This window comes from Streptomyces sp. NBC_01335 (genome assembly GCF_035953295.1).
Classification (GTDB): Bacteria; Actinomycetota; Actinomycetes; order Streptomycetales; family Streptomycetaceae; genus Streptomyces.
The window spans coordinates 246,720-262,328 of sequence record NZ_CP108370.1; the positions used below are offsets into that span (position 1 = coordinate 246,720).

The window sequence follows — 15,609 nt, forward strand, 5'->3', positions numbered from 1 at the left end:
CGCTGACCCGATGGCCCCGACGATCGACATCGAGAGTTACGCCAAGGGCGTGCTCGACGGGAAGCGCGCGTTCGTCGCGCGCGCGATCACCCTCGTCGAGTCCTCCCGCCCCGACCACCGGGTGCTGGCCCAGGAGTTGCTGAGCAGGCTGCTGCCGCACGCGGGCCGGGCCCGGCGGGTCGGGATCAGCGGGGTGCCCGGGGTCGGCAAGTCGACCTTCATCGACGCGCTCGGCACCCTGCTGACGGGGCTGGGGCACCGGGTCGCGGTGCTCGCGGTGGACCCGTCGTCGACCCGTACCGGCGGCTCCATCCTGGGCGACAAGACCCGGATGGAGCGCCTCGCGGTGGACCCGCACGCGTTCGTCCGCCCGTCGCCCTCGGCGGGCACGCTGGGCGGGGTGGCGAAGGCGACCCGCGAGTCCATGGTGGTGATGGAGGCCGCGGGCTACGACGTGGTGCTGGTGGAGACGGTCGGGGTCGGCCAGTCGGAGACCGCGGTGGCCCGCATGGTCGACACCTTCCTGCTGCTCACCCTGGCGCGTACGGGTGACCAGCTCCAGGGCATCAAGAAGGGCGTCCTGGAGCTGGCGGACGTCATCACGGTGAACAAGGCGGACGGCCCGCACGAGCGCGAGGCGCGCTCGGCCGCGCGCGAACTGGCCGGCGCCCTGCGGCTGATGCACCCCGCCGACGCCGCCTGGACCCCTCCGGTCCTCACCTGCAGCGCCCGTGAGGCGACGGGCCTGGACACCGTGTGGGAGGGCCTGGAGCAGCACCGCACGCTGCTGGACTCGACGGGGCGGCTGGCGGCGAAGCGCAGCGAGCAGCAGGTGGACTGGACGTGGAGCATGGTCCGGGACGAGCTGCTGGAGAGCCTGCGCTCCCACCCGGACGTACGGGCGCGCGCACCGGAGCTGGAACGGCGGGTCCGCGAGGGCGGGCTGACGGCGACTCTGGCCGCCGAGGAGATCCTCGCGGCGTTCCGGGGCGGCTCCGGGGGCGGGTGACGGTGGCCGTCGGGGCCCGGACGAGGATCTGACGGACCTGCGGGGGCGCCCGCTTTCCGGAGCCGTCGCGCGGACACGTGCCCGCGCGACGGCTCCGGCGTTTCCTTGCCCCGCGCGCTCCGGGCCCCGTGCGCTCCGGGCCCGCCCGGCGGTCGACCCTGTTCCCTCCGGCCGCTCGTCGTGGTACTCTCCGAGAAACCACTCGTGTACGTCCCCGTCGGGACGCCGGTGCCGGTTTTCTCTTCACCGCTGTCGCATCTGTCGGTTCACGACCCGCGATTCAGCTCTTCCCGAGCAGCACTTCCTCTTTCCTTCCCGCACGCGTCGATCCGGTCCGCCACCTCCGTGGCCCGCGCGCCGCGAGGCGATCCCCGCTCGTCGGGACACCGGTGCACGTGGTGCACGTCGAGGCGTGTACGTACCGCCTCCCGCCGCCCGCGCCGGGCCCGCGCTCTCTTCCGTCCCCGAAAGGACGCTCCCATGACCACCACACTCGAACGCCCCGTATCCGCCCAGCACGCCCCCGTCGCCGCCGCCGGTGTCCTCGACACCTCACAGGGCGGGCACGGGCTGCTGCGCGGTCCGCACGGCCACCCCGCCCCCGGCGACGTCCGCGTCCCACCCGCGCTGATCGGCCGGTACGGGCTGCGCGCGGGCGACTTCGTGACGGGCGGCTGCGACCGGCCGGGCACGCTCACCGTCGTCGATCGCGTCAACGGGCTGCCCCCGCAAGCCCTTCGCTCACGCCCGCACTTCCACGAGCTGACGCCCTTGCACCCCCGGGACCGGCTTCGCCTGGAGACCCGTGCGGGCGGGCCCGCACCGCGCCTGGTCGACCTGATCGCGCCGGTCGGCAAGGGGCAGCGCGGTCTGATCGTCGCCCCGCCGAAGACCGGCAAGACGGTGCTGCTCCAGCAGCTCGCGGCGGCCGTCGCGACGAACCATCCCGAGTGCCATCTCATGGTGGTGCTGCTCGACGAACGCCCCGAGGAGGTCACGGACATGCGCCGCTCCGTGCGGGGCGACGTACTCGCCTCCACCTTCGACCGCCCGGCGAAGGAGCACATCGCACTGGCCAACCTCGCCGTGGAGCGCGGCAAGCGGCTCGTCGAGCAGGGACAGGACGTCGTCATCCTCCTCGATTCGCTCACCCGGCTCTGCCGCGCCCACAACAACGCGGCGGGCCCCGGCGGGCGCACGCTGAGCGGCGGCGTCGACGCGGCGGCGCTCCAAGGCCCCAAGAAGCTCTTCGGCGCGGCGCGGCTGACCGAGGAGGGCGGCTCGCTGACCATCCTGGCGACGGCGCTGGTGGAGACCGGTTCGCGTGCGGACGACTTCTTCTTCGAAGAACTCAAGGGCACCGGCAACATGGAGCTCCGCCTGGACCGCGCGCTCGCCGACCGCCGTATCTTCCCGGCGGTGGACATCGCCCCCTCCGGCACGCGACGTGAGGAACTGCTGCTATCCGAGGCGGAGTTGACGGCGGTACGCGGACTGCGGCGCGCCCTGCACGGCCGGGACAGCCGGGCCGCGCTCGAAGCCGTACTGGACAAGGTCCGCCGGACGCCCGACAACGCGGCCTTCCTCCGCCAGGTGCACCAGACGGTCCCCGGCGCCTGAACACGGCCCGGCGCACGCCCGCTCGACGGGCCCACCCGGGCCTGCGGCTGGACGGGCTGGAGCACGGGCCTGGATGCCGCCGCCGGATAAAACGGCCACTTGACCTCAAGTTCGATCGAGGTTCTACGCTCCATCCCACCTGGCACATCACCCGGACAGGGAGGGCAGATCGATGGAGTACTCGCACGGCGACGCCGAACTGGTCGAGCAGCCGATCGGCTACTGGAGCTGGGCCGCTCACAAAGCAGTGGTCACGAACATCCGCGCGGGGCTTGCGAAGTTCGGTGTCACCCAGCCTCAGTGGTGGGTTCTGAACCAGGTCGCCGCCGACGAGAACGGCCGGACCCGCGCGCAGGTGACGACCGTCCTGCAGGGCTACTTGGACGTGGGAGCCTCACTCGCGAACGAGATCGACGCCCTCCTCGGCCTTCACCTGCTCACGCTCGACGGTGAGGACCGCCTTCGGCTGACCTCTGAGGGAGACACGGTCCTTCGCCGGTGCGCCCAGCGCCAGACGGCGATGCGGAAGCAGGCCCACGACGGCATTACCGATGAGGAGTACCTGGTCACCCTCAAGGTGCTGCAGCGGATGATCCACAACGTCGGAGGCGAGGCGTGGCACCACTGAGGGCCGGTTCGCGACCGCTGTGCGGCGTCGCCATGGTCCCGCGCGCGGCAGTCCTGCCTGCCGGGGCTCCACCCACGGGCCGTTCGCCGTCCACCCACCCGTCGAAGCCGGACGGCGAATGGCATCCTTGAGCATCGGTTTTCCGGGAAATCACTCCCCCGCAGGAGGCACCCGCCCATGACCCACCGTTCCGCCGTCGCCCTGGCCGGTCTGCTGGCCGGAGCGGGAGCGCTGCATCTCGCGGCGCCCCGCCCCTTCGACTCACTCGTCCCGAAGGCACTGCCGGGAAGCCCCCGCACCTGGACGTACGCGAGCGCCGGCGTCGAACTCGCCCTGGCGGCGGGCGTTCTCGCCCCGCGCACTCGTCGTGCCGCCGCTCTCGGGGCCGCCGCCTTCTTCGTGGGCGTACTGCCGGGCAACGTGAAGATGGCGGTCGACTGGCGCCACCGCCCGGCTCCGCTGCGCGCCGCCGCCTACGCCCGTGTCCCGCTCCAGGTACCCCTGGTGCTGTGGGCCCGCCGGGTCGCCCGGGAGGCGTGACGGGAGGCGTGACCCGCCCGCCGGTACACCACTACCGGCACGCCTGTCACGCCGTCACATGGGCGAGAAACGCGGCGAGGTTCGCCGTGGTCCGCGCGATCTTCTCCTCCAGGGTGAGCGACTCGCTCAGCCGGGCGCCGGGGCCCGCGTCCTTCTTGCCCCGGAGGTACAGGGAGCAGGAGAGGTCGCTGCAGAGGTAGGCGCCCACCGAGTTTCCCTGCTGCCCGGCCTTGCCCGCCTTCGGCGCGACCATCAGGGAGACGCCGCCCGTGTGGGTGGTCAGGCACATCGAGCACATGCTCCGCCGCTGCCGGCCGGGCACCGTGCCGGGGCAGCGCAGCACGATGGCCTTGGGGCGGCCCTCCGACTCCGTGACGAGGTAGGCCCGGTCGGGCGCCTGGGGGTCGCGCCAGCCGAGGAAGTCCAGATCGGCCCATGCGCGGTCCGCCAGGTCACGCGGAACCGCCAGACGCTTCGCCTCGCCCTTGCTGCAGTTCACGAACGCTGCGCGGATCTCTTGCTCAGTCAGCGGATTCATGAACGACATGCTAATTTACCTAAAGCCTATAGGCAAATGATTATGTTGTTCAGGCAGAGACGTTCGGGCAGAGACGTTCAGGCAGAGAGGGCAGGCCATGGCACGCGCGGGACTCACCACGGAGCGACTGGTCCGGGCGGGGGCGGAGCTGGCCGACACCGCCGGCTTCGACCAGGTGACTCTTTCGGCGCTCGCCCGGCAGTTCGACGTCAAGGTCGCCAGCCTGTACTCGCACCTGAAGAACTCCCAGGAGCTCAGGACGCGGATCGCCCTGCTCGCGCTGGAGGAGATGGCCGACCGGGTCGCCGCAGCTCTGGCAGGGCGGGCCGGGCGGGATGCGCTGGCCGCCTTCGGCAACGCCTACCGCGACTACGCCCGCGAGCATCCCGGCCGCTACGCGGCGGCACAACTCAGGCTCGACCCGGAGACGGCAGCCGCGAGCGCGGGGCCCCGGCACGCGCGGATGACACGGGCCATCCTGCGGGGGTACGACCTGACGGAACCGGACCAGACGCACGCCGTCCGCCTGCTGGGGAGCGTGTTCCACGGCTACGTCGGCCTGGAGTCGACCGGGGGCTTCAGCCACTCCGCTCCCGACTCGCAGGAGAGCTGGACCTGGACACTGGACCGGCTCGACGTACTCCTGCGGAACTGGACAGCCCCCTGAGCCGCCGGAACCGGACCGCCTCCTGAGCCGCGTTCGGCACCCGTCGTCCAGCACCGGCATTCACCATCCACCAACCGACCGACAGGCTGAGATCCTTGAGCACTCCACCGAGCACCTCGCGCCGCTGGATCACCACACCCCTCACCGCCGCACTCCTGCGGGGCGCCCTCGATCTGGAGCGCACCGAGCACGGCGTCCTCCCGCACCGGCTGCCCGGGTGGGCCCGCGCCCAGTACGCCGACCCCCAGCTGGCCTCGGTCGAGTCCCAGCCGTCCGGAGTCCGGCTGGCGTTGCGTACCGCGGCCACCGCCCTGGAGCTGGACACCCTGCCGACCAAGCGGGCCTACGCGGGTGCGCCGCCGCGCCCGGACGGGGTGTACGACCTGCTCATCGACGGCCGCCCGGCGGGCCGGGCCACCGCGTCCACCGGCAACACCATGATCGTCGACATGGCCACCGGATCGGCCGAGTACCGGCCGGGACCGGTCGCCACGATCCGCTTCGACGACCTGCCCGAGGGCGACAAGGACGTCGAGATCTGGCTCCCGCACAACGAGACCACCGAGCTGGTCGCCCTGCGCACCGACGCCCCGGTCGAGCCGGCGCCGGACCGGGGCCGGCGAGTGTGGCTGCACCACGGGAGCTCGATCAGCCACGGTTCGGACGCCGCGAGCCCCAGCGCGATCTGGCCGGCCCTCGCCGCGCGCCTCGGTGGTGCGGAGCTGATCAACCTGGGGCTGGCCGGCAACGCCCTGCTCGATCCCTTCACCGCGCGCGCATTGCGGGACACCCCGGCCGACCTGATCAGCCTCAAGATCGGCATCAATCTGGTCAACACCGACGCGATGCGTCTGCGTGCCTTCACCCCCGCCGTCCACGGGTTCCTCGACACGATCCGCGAGGGGCACCCCACGACCCCGCTGCTGCTGGTCTCGCCGATCCTCTGCCCGATCCACGAGCACACCCCGGGTCCGAGCGCGCCCGACCTCTCCCAGCTGAGCACCGGCCGGCTGAGGTTCGTCGCCATGGGGAACGCCGCCGAGACCGCGGCGGGGAAGCTGACGCTCACCGTCGTACGTCAGGAGCTGGCCCGAATCGTCGAACAGCGGTCCGCCGACGACCCGCACGTGTACCACCTCGACGGCCGCGCGCTCTACGGCTCCGCCGACGCGGACGACCTGCCGCTGCCCGACCAGCTCCACCCGGACGCCGCGACCCATCGCCTCATGGGTGAGCGGTTCGCGGCGCTGGCCTTCGCGGGTGACGGGCCGTTCGCGGCAAGGCGCGTCTGATGGGGCCCCAGGCCCCCTGTCACGCCGCGGCAGGGGGCCTGGAGGCCTGCCCTCCGCCCCCTGCCTCGTTCGGGCGGTTCTTCCCGGTAGGGGAAAGTGGCGCGAGGCCCGCTCAGTAGCGATGGTCGGGCCAGTGCGGGTCCTCCCAGCGGGCGGGGCCGGTGAGTCCGATGAGCCGTATCCGGTGGAGCAGTTCCTCGGGCGCTCCCAGGACCCGAAGCCGCGCGGGAGCGTGGCGGACCAGCCAGGCGGCGAGTTCGGCGCACAGAGCGTTCTCGTCCTCCCACGAGTCCCAGGGAAGTTCGTCACCCAGGAGGGAGTACTCCCAGCGGGCGGCCGCGTCGGCCAGGTGGCGGGTGGCGACGTGGTCCTCGTGCGCCTCCCAGGCGCCGAGCCAGGGGCCGAGCGTGGCGGATGCCACGGCGCACAGGGCCAGGACTTCGTGCACGGGGACGGTGGGGTCCGGCTCGGCGAGGGTGTGGGACCACCAGGCGTGCAGGAACTCCTCCACCGCCTCACTCTGATCCGTCGGCCACCGCTGCCAGTCGCCGCGGACGAACGAGCGTCCCACCTCGTCCATCCCGAACATGGGTTCCACACGGCCGCCGACCAGTGCCCGGGCGAACTGAGGAAGAATCCGGCGCAGCACCGCGCCGTGGTCACTCCAGTCGGGAGCGTCCCAGGTGCGGTGCAGGAGGTCCGGGTCGAGCAGCAGGTCCGGGACCATCAATCGCGCGAGCTCTTCTTCGGTGCCCCAATGGCAGTCGCACTGGTTCTCGTCGCCGCGGGCGGTCATCCCGCGAAATATGACGTCCAACCGGTCCAGGGCACGGTCGAGTCGGCGTCGCGCAGGAGTGTCGTCGGGGTTCGTCATCGGCCACACAACCTCGGGGACTCCGGGCGGCTTCCACCGGCCGAAGATCACCACATTACCGGGTCCGCTCACCGCTCTCACCGGGTTTTTCCTCCCGCCAGGCCCGGGGCCGGCGGCAGCCTGGCGGTGAGCGGTGGCGGAACACACGTGTACGGCCGGTTCCGCCGGACTGGGACCGGCCGTACACACGGGAGGGCTCAGCCCGCGGCGCCCAGGACCGTCGAGACGAGGGCGCGGGCCTCGTCCTGGACGCGGCTCAGGTGGTCGGGGCCCTGGAAGCTCTCCGCGTACACCTTGTAGACGTCCTCCGTGCCGGAGGGGCGGGCGGCGAACCAGGCGCTGTCCGTGCAGACCTTGAGCCCGCCGATGGCCGCGCCGTTGCCCGGTGCCTCGGTGAGGACGGCGGTGATGGCCTCGCCCGCGAGGGTGTCGGCCGTGACCTGCTCGGGCGAGAGCTTGGCGAGGACCGCCTTCTCCTGGCGGGTGGCGGGGGCGTCGACGCGCGCGTAGGCGGGGTTGCCGAAGCGGGTGGTGAGCTCCGCGTAGTGCTGCGACGGGGTGGAACCGGTGACGGCGGTGATCTCGGAGGCCAGCAGGGCGAGCAGGATGCCGTCCTTGTCGGTGGTCCACACCTGGCCGTCGCGCCGCAGGAACGAGGCCCCGGCGGACTCCTCGCCGCCGAAGCCGAGGCTGCCGTCGAAGAGGCCGTCCACGAACCACTTGAAGCCGACCGGCACCTCCACCAGCGGACGGCCGAGGTCGGCGGCGACCCGGTCGATCATCGAGGAGGAGACCAGCGTCTTGCCGATGCCGGTCCCGGCGGGCCAGCCGTCGCGGTGGGTGTAGAGGTACTGGATGGCCACGGCCAGATAGTGGTTCGGGTTCATCAGCCCGCCGTCCGGGGTGACGATGCCGTGCCGGTCGGCGTCGGCGTCGTTGCCGGTGGAGATGGCGTACGCGTCGCGCTGGGCGATGAGCGAGGCCATGGCGTACGGCGACGAGCAGTCCATCCGGATCTTGCCGTCCCAGTCCAGCGTCATGAAGCGCCAGGTGGGGTCGGCGAGCGGGTTGACCACCGTGAGGTCGATGCGGTGGGTCTCCGCGATGCGGCCCCAGTAGCCGACGGACGCGCCGCCGAGCGGGTCGGCCCCGATCCGGATGCCCGCGTCACGGATCGCGTCCAGGTTCAGTACGGACGGCAGGTCGTCGACGTACCCGCCGAGGAAGTCGTGGCGTCCGGTCGTGCCGGCGGCCAGCGCGCGGGCGTACGGGACGCGGCGCACCTCCTTCAGCCCGCCCGCGATGAGCTCGTTGGCGCGGTCCTGGATCCAGGAGGTGGCGTCCGAGCCCGCCGGTCCGCCGTTCGGCGGGTTGTACTTGAACCCGCCGTCTGCGGGCGGGTTGTGCGACGGGGTGACGACGATCCCGTCGGCCAGTCCGTCCGTCCGGCCCCGGTTGTACGTCAGGATCGCGTGCGAGACCGCGGGGGTCGGGGTGTAGCCGTCCTCGGAGTCGATGAGGACGGTGGCGCCGTTGGCGGCGAGCACCTCCAGGGCGGTGACCCGGGCGGGCTCCGACAGCGCGTGGGTGTCCACGCCGAGGAACAGCGGCCCGTCGGTGCCCTGTCGGGTGCGGTACTCGCAGATCGCCTGGGTGGTGGCGGCGATGTGGTCCTCGTTGAACGCGGTCGCGAGCGCGGAACCGCGGTGCCCGGACGTGCCGAAGGCCACCCGCTGGCCGGGCTCGGCCGGATCGGGGTGGAGAGCGTAATAGGCCGTCACCAGCTTTGCCACGTCGACCAGGTCGTCGGAAGCTGCCGGCTCGCCGGCCCGTGCGTGCACCATCGGTTCTCCTTGTTCGTCGGTGGTGATCGTCCGCCCTCCGGCCGGGGCGGTGACCCGGCCGGAGGGCGGACGATCACCACGATTTGTACCCGATGACCGCCCTTCCCTCCCGCACTGGCGTCCGGTTTCCGTCGCGGGCGAACGCGACGTTCCTCACGCCCGCTCCCCCGCCGGGGCCCGCAGGCACAGTTCCGTACCCGGCCACCGCGACCTCAGCCACCGGTCGTGGCTGGCGACCACGACGGTCCCCGGCCCGGTGCCCAGCGCCTCCTCCAACTCGTCGGCGAGCCGGGGCGAGAGGTGGTTGGTCGGCTCGTCGAGCAGCAGCAGGTCCGGCGGGTCCGCGACGAGCAGGGCGAGGGCGAGCCGGCGGCGCTGACCGGCCGACAGTTCGCCGACCCTGCTGTCGAGATCCCGTGCGGCGAAGAGCCCCAGGGTAGCGAGCGGGACGCGTTCGGACCGTTCCTCGCCGAGCCCGAGGGCGTACGTCTCGGCGACGGTGCGGCCGGGGTGCTCGAAGACCGTGTCCTGGGCCAGCAGTCCGGTCCGGATCCCCTCCTTGCGCCGCACCCGGCCGGTGGGGGCCACGAGTGCGCCCGCCAGCACCGCGAGGAGCGTCGACTTGCCCGCGCCGTTCGGGCCGGTGACCAGCAGGCGCCGGCCCGGGTGGAGGTCCAGGCGGTCGAGGGTGAGGCGTCCCGGCACCCGGAGGTCCCGGAGGGAGAGCAGCGGGGCGTCGTCCGCGGGTGGGTGGACGGGTCCGGCGGGCGGCTGCGCGGGGGTACGAAAGCGCAGCGGCTCCGGTGGTGCGGGGACCCGCTGCCGCTCCAGTTCGCCGAGCCGGCGGGCGGCGTCGCGCACCCGCCGGGCGATCTGGTTCTGGACGCGTCCCCCGGAGTGGCCGTATCCCATCTTCTCGTTGTCGCGCGGTCCCCGGTCCGGTGCGACCCGGTGGGCCGTGACCTCCACCGTGCCGCGCAGTTCGGCGCGTTCCTTCTCCTCCTCCTCGAAGCGGCGCTGCCAGCTCTCCCGGGCGGCACGCCGCTGGTCCTGGTAGGCGGTGTAGCCGCCGCCGTAGTGGACCGGCCCCCGGACGGCGGGGTCGAGGTCGATCAGGTCCGTGCAGACGGCGTCGAGGAACGCCCGGTCGTGCCCCGCCACCACGACGGCTCCGGGCATCTCGCACAGCCGCCGCTCCAGGAAAGCCGCGGCCTCGTCGTCCAGGTGGTTGGTGGGCTCGTCGAGGAGGAGCGCGGTGGGGCGGCGGATCAGCAGCGCGGCGAGGGCGAGCCGTCCGCGCTGGCCGCCGGACAGGGAGCCGAGGGTGCGGTCGTGGGCCGGCGTCCCGATGCCAAGGCCGTCGAGGACGAGCCCGGCACGCCGGTCGGCGTCCCACGCCTCGTGCTCCTCGGCCTGTTCCAGGCACCGCGCGTACCGGGCGAGGAGGTCGCCGTGACCGGGGGCGTCCTCCGGTGCGGCGGCGATCTCCCGGGAGAGCAGGTCGAGTCGGGCGAGGACCGCGCGGGACTCGGCGAGGGCGTCGTCGAGCACCTCGGCGAGGGTCGCTCCGCCGTCGTACGGCATCTCCTGGTGGAGGTGACCGAGGCCGGCGGGGCGGACGACGGTGCCGGAGTCGGGTTCGAGCACCCCGGCGAGGACGCTCAGCAGGGTGGATTTGCCGGCACCGTTCTCCCCGATCAGGCCGATGCGGCGGCCGGGGGCGGCGGTGAGGGAGACGCCGTCGAGCACCCGGCGCCTTCCGAGTGTGACGACGAGGTCGTGGGCGAGCAGGGCGGGTCGGCTCATGGGGATCACCTGGGTCGGGTCGGTCGCGGTGTCCGTCGGGCGGGGCCTCGGGGCGGAGACTCGTGAAAATCTTGGGTTCTGGCCCTGGCCCGCGGGCGGGGGATCACCCAGGCGGTCAGTGCGCGCCGGGCGCGTCCGCATCCGTGAGCCGTCCGTCGGCCAGGCGCAGCCGCCGGTTCACCCCGATCTCCGCGAGGAAGCGTTCGTCGTGGCTGACGACCACGAAGGCCCCCTGGTAGGCGTTGAGCGCGCTCTCCAGCTGGCCGACGCTGACCAGGTCGAGGTTGTTGGTGGGTTCGTCCAGCAGCAGGAGTTGCGGCGCGGGTTCGGCGTAGAGGACGCAGGCGAGGGTGGCGCGCAGCCGCTCGCCGCCGGAGAGCGCCGGGACGGGCAGATGGGCGCGCGGACCCCTGAAGAGGAAGCGGGCCAGCAGGTTCATCCGCTCGGCCTCCGGCAGTGCGGGTGCGAAAGCCGCGAAGTTCTCGGCGACGGTACGCCTGGAGTCGAGCAGGTCGAGGCGCTGGGAGAGGTACGCGATGCGGCCGTCGGCCCGCCGCAGGGTGCCGCCCTCCGGCGCCTGCTCGCCCTGGACGATGCGCAACAGGGTGGACTTGCCCGCCCCGTTGGAGCCGGTGAGCGCGATGCGCTCGGGACCGCGGATCTCGAGGTTCACCCCGTCCCCGGCGAACAGTTCCCGGTCGCCCGGGCGTACCCGGACGCCCTCACCGAGGAAGACGGTCCGTCCTGCGGGTACGCGGGTCTCGGGGAGTTCCAGGGTGATCCGCTGGTCGTCCCGGAGGGCGCGGCCCGCCTGGTCGAGCCGGGCACGGGCGTCCCCGACGCGGGCGGCGTGCGTGCCGTCCGCCTTGGCCGCCGACTCCTGGGCGCTGCGCTTCAGCCCGCCCGCCACGATCTTGGGCAGCCCGGCGCTCTTGATGTTCCGGGCGGCGTTGCTGGAGCGGCGCTGGGCGCGCTCGCGGGCCTGCTGCATCTCCCGCTTCTCCCGCTTGACCTCCTGCTCGGCGCTGCGGACGTTCTTCTCGGCGACCTCCTGCCCGGCGCGCACCATCTCCTCGTAGGCCGTGAAGTTGCCTCCGTAGAAGCGGACTTCGCCCCGGTCGAGCTCGGCGATGCGGTCCATCCGGTCGAGCAGTTCGCGGTCGTGGCTGACCACGAGGAGGCAGCCGTTCCACTCCTCGACCACGGTGTAGAGCTTCTGGCGCGCGTCGAGGTCCAGGTTGTTGCTCGGTTCGTCCAGGAGGAGCACGTCGGGGCGCCGCAGGAGCTGCGCCGCGATCCCGAGCGAGACGATCCGGCCGCCGCTGAGGGTGTCCAGGGACTGTGTCAGGTCGACGTCCTCGAGGCCGAGGCGGTCGAGCTGCGCCCGGGTGCGCTCCTCGATGTCCCAGTCGTCGCCGATCACGGCGAAGAGCTCCTCGCTCGTGTCGCCGGATTCGATGGCGTCGAGCGCGCTGATCACCGGAGCGACGCCGAGCACCTCGGCCACGGTGAGGCCGCCGGTGAGCGGCAGGTCCTGCGGGAGGTGGCCGAGCACTCCGTCGACCGAGACCGAGCCCCGGGTCGGCCGGTACTCACCGGCGATCAGCTTGAGCAGGGTGCTCTTGCCCGCGCCGTTCGGCGCGACGAGTCCGGTGCGGCCGGTGCCGACGGTGAAGGAGAGGTCCTGGAAGACGGGGGTGCCGTCGGGCCAGGCGAAGGAGAGGTTGGAACAGGTGAGGGACGATGCGGACATGGAGAAGTCCTTGCGACGTGATGCGGGCGCGCGTCGACGGCGGCCGCCCGGCGGCGAACAGGGGTGGGGGTACGACAACGGGAGCCATCACAGCGGCGCGGACGCGCGCCTGCCGGTGGCCGATCACCTTCGGGTGTCACCCGGAGATGTCGTCGTCACCCTTCACAGCTGCTCTCCTTCATCGGTGATCACATCGCTGATCACGTGTCTCTCACGATAACAGCCGGGTCCGGTCCGGTGCCGGGAATTTACGGAGGGGCCCCAGGGGCACCCCCGCGCCCGCGCGCCCCGGGCCGTCTCAGCCGCGCGCCCGTCGCACCCCGGTCCGTCTCAGCAGGTCAGAGCGTCGGCCACGGGTACGGAGGCTTCCCCGGCCGGGGCCGTCCGGCGCCCGGCCATCCGGCAGCCGAGGCAGTCCGGGTGCCCCGTCCGGGCCCGCGTGTCACGTACGCGCCAGCTCCACTCCTCCGGGGGACGGGGGCCGCTGGGCTTGCCCCAGCCCGCGAGATGCAGGAGCCAGGCGACGACGCCCGCGGCGACGGTCACCGCCCCGGCCAGCACCACGCCGAACGGAAAGGCCGCGCAGACCGCGGCTCCGGCGCCCGTGACGCCGACGACCGCGAGGGCCGTTCCGGTCCATCCCGCCAGGGTGTGGCCGAGGTCGACATCACCGTGTGCGCTCATCGCTTCTCCGTCCAGGAAAATGGCAGTGGCAGGCTCCGGAGAGACATTTCATCTCACGAGCTAAGTAACTTAGATACTAAGGAGAATGCTCGTGGAGGGCAAGCCCCGCCCCGACGCCTCGGCCGAGCAGGCAATGCAGCGCATGGACCAGTTCGTCGCGCTGAGCCTCGTCGGCCAGAGCGACGTCGCCCAGTCGCTGGGGCTCAACGTCACGGATCTGACCTGCCTCGGGCACATCCTCGGGGCGGGCCCCGACGCGCTGACCGCCGGCGACCTCGCCGAACGCGCCGACCTCACGACCGGCGCCATCACCGGCGTGCTCAACCGGCTGGAGCGCGCGGGATTCGCCCGCAGGCAGCCCGACCCCGGCGACCGCCGACGGGTCCGGATCGTCGCCGACGAGTCCGCTGCGGGCCGGGTGGTCGCGGTGTACGAGCCCTTCTACCGACGGCTGACAGCCCTCTTCGCCGACTACTCGCCCGAGGAGACCGCGGTGCTCGCGGACTGGTTCACGCGAGCCGCGGACGAGATGCGCGCCCACCTCGCCGCATTGCGGGGCTGAGGACGTCCGAAACGCACAGCTCGCTCCGCAAACAGCGCAGGACGAGAAGCAGCGCAGGACGAGAAACCGCGCAGGACGAGCAGAGCGGTGCCGCCCCCGTGGTGGGGCGGCACCGCTTCCCTGACCGGCCTGGTCGCGTACGCGTACTACAGCTGCGGGTAGATGTCCCCGCTGCTCATTCCGGACTGCTGCTCGCTGCGGTCGCGCATCTTGCGGGCCTTGTCCGCGAGGCGCTGCCGTTCCTCGGGGTCCTTCGCCTTCTCGGCGGCCTCGCTCAGCTGCTGGGCCTTGTCCCGCATCTGGCGGGCCAGCTTGGCGGGTTCGTCCGCTCCGCTCATCACCACTCCTCGTCCGCTGGACATCCGACGCTCCCAGCGAAGCAGCAGGACGGGGCGGACGCATCTCGGCGGGCCGGGGCGGACCCTCTCCGACCCTGTCGTCTCCTGCCCCGCCGTGTCGCCCCGCTGTCTCCTGCCCCGCTGTCGGCTACTCGCCGGCGGTCTCCCCGGGGGTTCCGGGCGTCTCGGCCAGGGGAAGCCTGGTGGCGGTGTAGTCCGCCACGGCGGCCTGCAGGCCGATGTCGTGCTGGGCGCGCTCGGAGAGGAACCACCGGTGCTCCAGCAGCTCGTGGTAGAGCTCGGCCGGGTCCATGGAGCCCCGCAGATCGAGCGGGACGGCCCGGACCGTGGGCCTGAACTGGTCGCGGACCCACCGGTGCGCGAGCACCTCGGTACGCGCCCCGAGCGGGTCGCCGGGGGCGTAGTCGTCCTGGGTGGCCATCCAGCTCTCCAGGTCGTTGAGGAGCCGCCGCGCCTGGTTCTCCTCGGTGTCGAGCCCGGTCAGCCGCAGCAGCTGGCGCTGGTGGTGGCCGGCGTCGACGACCTTGGGCACGAAGGTGACGGTGTCGCCGTCCGGCGAGTTGACGATCTGCATCTCGGCCACGTCGAAGCCCATGTCGTTGAGCCGGCGCACCCGTCGCTCGATGTAGTGGTACTTGCCCGCCGGGTAGACGGAGGTACGGGTCAGCTCCTGCCACAACGCGGTGTACCGCCGGGAGATCTCGGCGCCGAACGCGATCGGGTCCACCGAGGGATGGAGCGCTCCGGCCGCCTCCAGGTCGAGCATCTCGCCGCTGATGTTGACGCGGGCGAGGTCGATGTCGTACTCCCGCTGGCCGTCGCTCAGCCGCTCGTGGGTCTCCCCGGTCTCGGCGTCCACGAGGTAGGCGGCGTAGGCGCCCGCGTCGCGCCGGAAGAGGGTGTTGGAGAGCGAGCAGTCGCCCCACGCGAATCCGACGAGGTGCAGCCGGACGAGCAGGACCGCGAGGGCGTCCATCAGCCGGTGCACGGTGGACGGGCGCATCGTGGTCTCGAACATCGAGCGGTAGGGCAGCGAGCCGTTGAGGTGCCGGGTGATCAGTACGGGCTCCAGCGGCTCCCCGTCGGCCCCGGCCCGTCCGGTGACCACGGCGAGCGGGTCGACCGCGGGTATCCCGAGCCGGTCGAGGGTGCGGAGCTGGTCGTACTCGCGTACGGCCGGGCGCTCGGCGAGCTCCTTGACGGCGATCACGTCGGCCCCGGCGCGGGCGTAGCGCACCACGTGCCGGGAGATGCCGCGCGGCAGCGGTACGAGGTACTTCTCCGGCCACTCCTCCAGCGGCAGGTGCCACGGCAGCTCCAGGAGGAGTGCGGGGTGTTCCGGGTTGGTGGCGCTGATCTGCAAAGCCATGGCTCGCCTCGCTCGTACGGGTGCGGGGCCACCAGTGTGCGGGACGGCTCCCGGCGTGCCGAGG

At 72.5% G+C, this 15,609-nt stretch carries 15 protein-coding genes; 7 read left to right on the plus strand and 8 right to left on the minus strand.

What is annotated here, in order from left to right; translation table 11 throughout:
- Nucleotides 1–10: 10 nt before the first annotated feature.
- The 4 genes from meaB to OG599_RS01045 all read left to right on the plus strand — a co-directional run bounded on the left by meaB (nt 11) and on the right by OG599_RS01045 (nt 3,797).
- On the plus strand, nt 11–1,009 hold the full coding sequence (gene meaB / locus OG599_RS01030; RefSeq protein WP_327173981.1) for a methylmalonyl Co-A mutase-associated GTPase MeaB: 999 nt from the start codon (nt 11–13) through the stop codon (nt 1,007–1,009).
- 480 nt (nt 1,010–1,489) lie between these two features.
- Nucleotides 1,490–2,629 (plus strand): transcription termination factor Rho, encoded by a 1,140-nt coding sequence (rho, locus tag OG599_RS01035; protein ID WP_327173982.1) that lies wholly within the window; start codon nt 1,490–1,492, stop codon nt 2,627–2,629.
- A gap of 172 nt (nt 2,630–2,801) precedes the next feature.
- Nucleotides 2,802–3,257: a MarR family transcriptional regulator gene (locus OG599_RS01040; protein ID WP_327173983.1), complete on the plus strand. Its 456-nt coding sequence runs from the start codon at nt 2,802–2,804 to the stop codon at nt 3,255–3,257.
- Nucleotides 3,258–3,434: 177 nt separating this feature from the next.
- Nucleotides 3,435–3,797 carry a DoxX family protein gene (locus OG599_RS01045; protein ID WP_327173984.1) on the plus strand — a complete coding sequence of 121 codons (363 nt, stop codon included), beginning with the start codon at nt 3,435–3,437 and terminating at the stop codon, nt 3,795–3,797.
- A 46-nt stretch (nt 3,798–3,843) separates the two neighbouring features.
- On the opposite strand, the gene OG599_RS01050 is transcribed toward OG599_RS01045, so the two are convergent.
- Nucleotides 3,844–4,335 (minus strand): FBP domain-containing protein, encoded by a 492-nt coding sequence (locus tag OG599_RS01050; protein WP_327173985.1) that lies wholly within the window; start codon nt 4,333–4,335, stop codon nt 3,844–3,846.
- Nucleotides 4,336–4,432: 97 nt separating this feature from the next.
- On the opposite strand from OG599_RS01050, the gene OG599_RS01055 reads away from it, so the two are divergent.
- Both OG599_RS01055 and OG599_RS01060 read left to right on the plus strand, forming a co-directional pair.
- On the plus strand, nt 4,433–5,002 hold the full coding sequence (locus OG599_RS01055; protein WP_327173986.1) for a TetR/AcrR family transcriptional regulator: 570 nt from the start codon (nt 4,433–4,435) through the stop codon (nt 5,000–5,002).
- A gap of 95 nt (nt 5,003–5,097) precedes the next feature.
- On the plus strand, nt 5,098–6,294 hold the full coding sequence (locus tag OG599_RS01060) for a GDSL-type esterase/lipase family protein (protein ID WP_327173987.1): 1,197 nt from the start codon (nt 5,098–5,100) through the stop codon (nt 6,292–6,294).
- 112 nt (nt 6,295–6,406) lie between these two features.
- On the opposite strand, the gene OG599_RS01065 is transcribed toward OG599_RS01060, so the two are convergent.
- The 5 genes from OG599_RS01065 to OG599_RS01085 all read right to left on the minus strand — a co-directional run bounded on the left by OG599_RS01065 (nt 6,407) and on the right by OG599_RS01085 (nt 13,255).
- Nucleotides 6,407–7,168, minus strand: a complete 762-nt coding sequence (locus OG599_RS01065) for a hypothetical protein (RefSeq protein ID WP_327173988.1) — start codon at nt 7,166–7,168, stop codon at nt 6,407–6,409.
- Between the two features lie 197 nt (nt 7,169–7,365).
- Nucleotides 7,366–9,012 carry a phosphoglucomutase (alpha-D-glucose-1,6-bisphosphate-dependent) gene (gene pgm / locus OG599_RS01070; protein ID WP_327173989.1) on the minus strand — a complete coding sequence of 549 codons (1,647 nt, stop codon included), beginning with the start codon at nt 9,010–9,012 and terminating at the stop codon, nt 7,366–7,368.
- A gap of 153 nt (nt 9,013–9,165) precedes the next feature.
- Nucleotides 9,166–10,818 (minus strand): ABC-F family ATP-binding cassette domain-containing protein, encoded by a 1,653-nt coding sequence (locus OG599_RS01075; RefSeq protein ID WP_327173990.1) that lies wholly within the window; start codon nt 10,816–10,818, stop codon nt 9,166–9,168.
- Nucleotides 10,819–10,933: 115 nt separating this feature from the next.
- Entirely contained in the window at nt 10,934–12,571 is a 1,638-nt protein-coding gene (locus OG599_RS01080) for an ABC-F family ATP-binding cassette domain-containing protein (protein ID WP_327173991.1), read from the minus strand.
- A 330-nt stretch (nt 12,572–12,901) separates the two neighbouring features.
- A complete protein-coding gene (locus tag OG599_RS01085) occupies nt 12,902–13,255 on the minus strand; it encodes an HGxxPAAW family protein (RefSeq protein WP_327173992.1) in 354 nt (117 codons plus the stop codon).
- A gap of 91 nt (nt 13,256–13,346) precedes the next feature.
- On the opposite strand from OG599_RS01085, the gene OG599_RS01090 reads away from it, so the two are divergent.
- Entirely contained in the window at nt 13,347–13,817 is a 471-nt protein-coding gene (locus tag OG599_RS01090) for a MarR family transcriptional regulator (protein WP_327173993.1), read from the plus strand.
- Between the two features lie 146 nt (nt 13,818–13,963).
- On the opposite strand, the gene OG599_RS01095 is transcribed toward OG599_RS01090, so the two are convergent.
- A complete protein-coding gene (locus OG599_RS01095) occupies nt 13,964–14,155 on the minus strand; it encodes a DUF6381 family protein (RefSeq protein WP_327173994.1) in 192 nt (63 codons plus the stop codon).
- Nucleotides 14,156–14,303: 148 nt separating this feature from the next.
- On the minus strand, nt 14,304–15,545 hold the full coding sequence (locus OG599_RS01100) for a DUF4032 domain-containing protein (protein WP_327173995.1): 1,242 nt from the start codon (nt 15,543–15,545) through the stop codon (nt 14,304–14,306).
- Nucleotides 15,546–15,609: the final 64 nt, after the last annotated feature.